Source organism: Streptomyces sp. NPDC020875 (genome assembly GCF_040641415.1).
GTDB lineage: Bacteria > Actinomycetota > Actinomycetes > Streptomycetales > Streptomycetaceae > Streptomyces.
In genome coordinates this window covers 1-4,450 of sequence record NZ_JBFADP010000107.1, presented here as the reverse complement: position 1 = coordinate 4,450, position 4,450 = coordinate 1, and the positions used below count along the sequence as shown (strand labels likewise).

General features: G+C 70.7%; 6 protein-coding genes. 2 read left to right on the top strand and 4 right to left on the bottom strand.

Annotated features, from left to right (window positions below; translation table 11 throughout):
- Window positions 1-755 (top strand): tetratricopeptide repeat protein (locus AB0G74_RS33605; RefSeq protein ID WP_361154313.1); only part of this gene is annotated, 755 nt, incomplete at its 5' end.
- Between the two features lie 201 nt (window positions 756-956).
- Here AB0G74_RS33605 and AB0G74_RS33600 read toward each other — a convergent pair.
- From AB0G74_RS33600 to AB0G74_RS33585, 4 genes are all read right to left on the bottom strand, one after another.
- Complete coding sequence (locus tag AB0G74_RS33600) at window positions 957-1,340, bottom strand: transposase (protein WP_361154311.1); 384 nt, start codon at window positions 1,338-1,340, stop codon at window positions 957-959.
- Window positions 1,341-1,381: 41 nt separating this feature from the next.
- A complete protein-coding gene (locus AB0G74_RS33595; protein WP_361154308.1) occupies window positions 1,382-1,684 on the bottom strand; it encodes a hypothetical protein in 303 nt (100 codons plus the stop codon).
- A gap of 168 nt (window positions 1,685-1,852) precedes the next feature.
- A complete protein-coding gene (locus AB0G74_RS33590) occupies window positions 1,853-2,179 on the bottom strand; it encodes a thioredoxin domain-containing protein (RefSeq protein WP_361154305.1) in 327 nt (108 codons plus the stop codon).
- A 584-nt stretch (window positions 2,180-2,763) separates the two neighbouring features.
- The gene (locus tag AB0G74_RS33585) at window positions 2,764-3,729 is read right to left on the bottom strand and encodes a pirin family protein (protein ID WP_361154302.1); all 966 of its coding nucleotides are present in this window, start codon (window positions 3,727-3,729) and stop codon (window positions 2,764-2,766) included.
- A gap of 205 nt (window positions 3,730-3,934) precedes the next feature.
- On the opposite strand from AB0G74_RS33585, the gene AB0G74_RS33580 reads away from it, so the two are divergent.
- Window positions 3,935-4,270, top strand: a complete 336-nt coding sequence (locus AB0G74_RS33580; RefSeq protein ID WP_361154299.1) for a tetratricopeptide repeat protein — start codon at window positions 3,935-3,937, stop codon at window positions 4,268-4,270.
- Window positions 4,271-4,450 lie beyond the last annotated feature (180 nt).

Sequence of the window (4,450 nt, the reverse complement as noted above, 5' to 3'; positions counted from 1 at the left end):
TCCTCCCCGGCCTCGCCATGTCCTTCAACAACCAGTCGGTCCAGTTCGCGGGGCTGGGGCGGTGGGAGGAAGCTCTGGCCGCCGTCACCCGTGCCGTCACGATCCGCGAGGCCCTGGCCGGGGCGCGGCCCGACGCGTTCCTCCCCGACCTCGCCATGTCCCTCAACAACCAGTCGGTCCGGCTGGGGGATCTGGGGCGGCGGGAGGAAGCCCTGACCGCCATCACCCGCGCCGTCACGATCCGCGAGGCCCTGGCCGGGGCGCGGCCCGACGCCTTCCTCCCCGACCTCGCCATGTCCCTCAACAACCAGTCGATTCAGCTGGGGGATCTGGGGCGGCGGGAGGAAGCCCTGACCGCCATCACCCGCGCCACCGGAATCTACGAGGCCCTTGCCGGGGCGCGGCCCGACGCGTTCCTCCCCGGCCTCGCCGCATCCTTCAACAACCAGTCGGTCCAGTTCGCGGGGCTGGGGCGGCGGGAGGAAGCTCTGGCCGCCGTGACCCGCGCCACCGGAATCTACGAGGCCCTTGCCGGGGCGCGGCCCGACGCGTTCCTCCCCGACCTCGCCACCTCCCTCAACAACCAGTCGGGCGACCTCGCGGGGCTGGGGCGGCGGGAGGAAGCCCTGACCGCCATCACCCGCGCCACCGGAATCTACGAGGCCCTGGCCGAGGCGCGGCCGACGGTCTTCACAGCGGATCTACAACGGGCCCGTCAGATACGCGACCTTATTCAGCAACTCCCGATGGAATGACGCGCATGCAATGCAGTCGGCGCCCCCGCACCCCTAGAAAGAAAGAGGTGTCCCCGCCTACGCGGAGAAAACTGGAGGAGTGGGGCCGCTGGCCGGGCTGGTGGAAGGGCCGCTGGCGTACCGTTCCCGCGTAAGGGCTCAACGGCCCGGGGGTTTCCATCAGGTGTCGTGCCAGCGGTCCAGCGGCCAGCCCGGGATCGGTCACGGGCGGAACATCGCGGCCTCGTCATAGTGCTGGCCGGTGAGCAGACAGTGGTGAAGTCCGGTGAGCAGGCGTCCCGCGACGTGCCGCAGAGCTGCTGCGTATCCGTCGCCCCGTTCGCGGCGGGCGTCGTACAGGGCGCGGCAGCCCGGGGAGAAGTTCAGCGCGCCGAACGCCCAGTGGTGCGCGGTACGGCGGAGCGTCCGGTTGCAGACTGACCGGCGGGTGACGCTGTGGCTGCTGCCGGATGCACAGGTGAGGGGCGCGGTGCCCGCGTAGGGCGCGCAGTCCCTTGGCGGTGGCGAAGCGGGCTGGGTCGTCGCCGATCTCGGCGAACAGGCGGGCGGCGACGAACTGTCCGCACGCGGGGGTGGTCCGCTCACCACTGGCACACGAGGCCATGCCGCCGCGTGTTCGCCACCGATCACCGTCTTGACTGGCTCACCGCGGTGACGGAGCAAGCGTTCTTGACCCGCTTCCTTGTCCAATCGGCTCTGCGGACCAGCCAGACCGCTACGGTCGACGGTGCGACCTGTCCGATCGACATCGCCACGGGTTCGGTGGCCGAGCTCACCCCGAGGGTGTGGGGCTGCTGGTACGGCAGGCCGGTCCGGTCCGTCTCTGGGACCGCGTTGCGGAAGTCCTTGACGCATACGCAGCGGCGGGTCATCCCGGCCCGGAAGCGTTCCGCTTCACGGTCGACGCGGGCGGGCAGTACCTCCAGCACCCCGAGATGCCCGTGATCAGGCTGTGCTGACCAGCGGCTGGTAAAGGGGCATGGCCCGTGTCCCCGGAAGGCCGTGGGGACGCGGGCCATGCGGTCTTCGTCGTTGACAGCGTGCGGAGTTCGCTTCGGGTGCTGACGATGGGGCCAGGGGGCCGTATCTCGGTGCGTTCAGACGCCGTTGGCCTTGAGCCATTCGACGATCTGGGCTTTGGACCACGGTCCGATTTTCGTGGCGACGACCTTGCCGGACTTGAAGAGGAGGTGGGTGGGGATCGCTTCGACCTTGTACTTCGGCGGGGTGACCGGGTTCTGGTCGATGTCGTGGTTGGCGACGGTGAGGCGGGTACCGAACTCGGTGGCGATCTCGGGCAGGTACTTGGCCGCGATTCTGCAGGGGCCGGACCACTCGGCCAGGAACGAGACGAGGACCGGTCCGGTGGCCTTGATGACCTTGGCGTCGAAGGTGGCGTCGGTCAGGGTGACGACGGTGCTCACGGGAATCCTCCTGGAGGTTCGCAGACGGGGACGGTCTGTTGTGAGTCGATCGACGGGCTGTCCGGAGGGCGCGTTCGGGGCCCTCCGGTGTCACCACGGATATCGTCACCGCGCCGTGCGGGGAGCGTATTTGCCGTAGGTTCACCCGCACGAGTGGGGTGTGGGCGGGATGTCCTCGCCGGTCCGTCGGCGGCCCCGCCCCGCGCAAGGCCGGGTCCGGGGTGGGGTTCAGGTGGTGTGGCGTTCGTGCCGGGCGGCGATGAAGCGGGTGAACGTGCCGGGCGAGACCACCGGTACGGCCCTTCACCGATCGCCATACCGGGTCGGCTGGTTCAAGGTCAAGCACCGGCCGCTTGGGCGGAGGGCCCGCCCAACAGTCACAGCCTGGACGGGTCCTCCCCGCCGAATTGTGGAGACTCCACATGGCGGGGTGAGGCCGGCCAACGGCGCCTCTACCGATCGGCGGTGCGCTGAGGGCTCACCGCGGCCCCGCGGGCACCGACCTCAGGGAACCGAAACTGAGGTGGTTACGCACATAGGTGGCAATGGGTCGTCCCACCCCCACTCAACATCAAAATGCGAGGTCAGCGCATCCTTCCCCGCTTTTTCAGCGGCCCCGGGGGCAGTTGGGGAGCGGGCAGCGGGTCACCCTCGTAGCCCTTCACCTCACCGAAGCGGGTGCCTTCCATCCAGTCCCGGCGCGCTTGCACGATCTCCTCGTTGCTTCGTGCGATCCAGTTCCAGAACATGATCAGCTCTTCGTCGAAGGGTTCGCCGCCGAGTAGCATCAGTCCGGCGTCGGACTCGGCGCGCAGGGGCAGCTCCGTGCGTCCGCAGCCGAGGTAGAGCATGGAGCCGGGGAGGACGGGGACGCCGTCGACATGAGCCTCGCCGGACATGGAGAGGACGGCGTACTCGAAGTCAGGGTCGAGGGGGAGGCGGAGGTCGGCGCCCGCGGTGAGGGTGAGGTCGGCGCCGACGATGGGGGTGTAGGTGGTGCCCGGGGAGGTCGCGCCGTCGAGGCTGCCGAGGATCACCTTGGCGGTGAGTCCGGGGGCGGTGACCTCGGGGAGGGCCGGGTGGTGTTCGAAGTGGGGCTCGACATGGCGGTGGGTGTCGGGGAGCGCCACCCAGAGCTGGGCACCGTGGAGGAAGCGGGCGTGCGGGCGGGGGCTCTCCTCGGAGTGGCTGATCGCCCGGCCCGAGGTCATCAGGCCCAGTTCCCGGGGGCGGATGGTGGCGAGGCTGCCGGTGCTGTCGCGGTGCAGTACCTCGCCGTCGTGCAGCCAGCTCACGGTCTGGAGGCCCATATGGGGGTGGGGCGGTACCTGCATGCCGGGCTCGTCGGCGATGTCGTCGGGGCCGTAGTGGTCGACGAAGACCCAGGCTCCGACCATCCGCCGGCCCAGATTGGGCAGCAGCCGCCGGACCTCGGTGGACTCGCCGAGCTTGACCCGGCGCGGGCTGAGGAGCTCGCGTACGGGCTCGGCTACGACGAAACCGCGGCCACCGCAGACGGAGAGGGCGGCCTGGCGATCGAGATTGCTCATGGGCCCAACCTATTCCCCCGGCGGGTCCGACCGGCAGCCCCCACGCCTCCGGGCCGGGTACGGCACGCCGGACGGCGGGCCTGGCGGCGGCGGGGGTGTCGCGGAGGGGCGCGGGCGACGGGGGCGACGGGGGCGACGGGGGCGGGAATACCGGCTTCGGCGCTCTGGTTGCAGGGGGTGACCGACCACAGAAGGAGGGATTCGGGTGAACGACACGTACTACGAGTTCGGCACCGCCGCCGAGCGCTGGGACCGCGCGCAGTTCTTCTTCGACAGCAAGGAGTATCTGACGTCCGCCCGGATCCTGCGCGGGCTGGTCGAGGAGGAGCCGGAGCAGCTGGCGGCGCGGCTGCTGCTGGCCCGGTCCTACTACCACTCCGCCCGGCTCGGCCGGGCCGAGACGGAGCTGCGGGCCGTGCTGGAGCGGAACCCGGCGGAGTACTACGCCCGGCTGATGCTGGGCCGCACGCTGGAGCGGCAGGGGCGGGCCGCGGAGGCCGCTCCGCATCTGCGGATGGCCGCGGCGATGGGCGGGGAGTGAGCCCCGGGCCGTGACGCCGGATCCGGAGCCGTAGCGCCGGGTCCGGCGTCACGGCTCCGGATCCGGTGTGTGACGACGCCGTGCCGACCGGGCCCGAGGGCCCATGCCACGCAGTTGGCCTTCCGAGAGGCCCGGGTGCGGGGCGATGGACTTGACCACTTTCGCGTCGGCGTCGGCGGC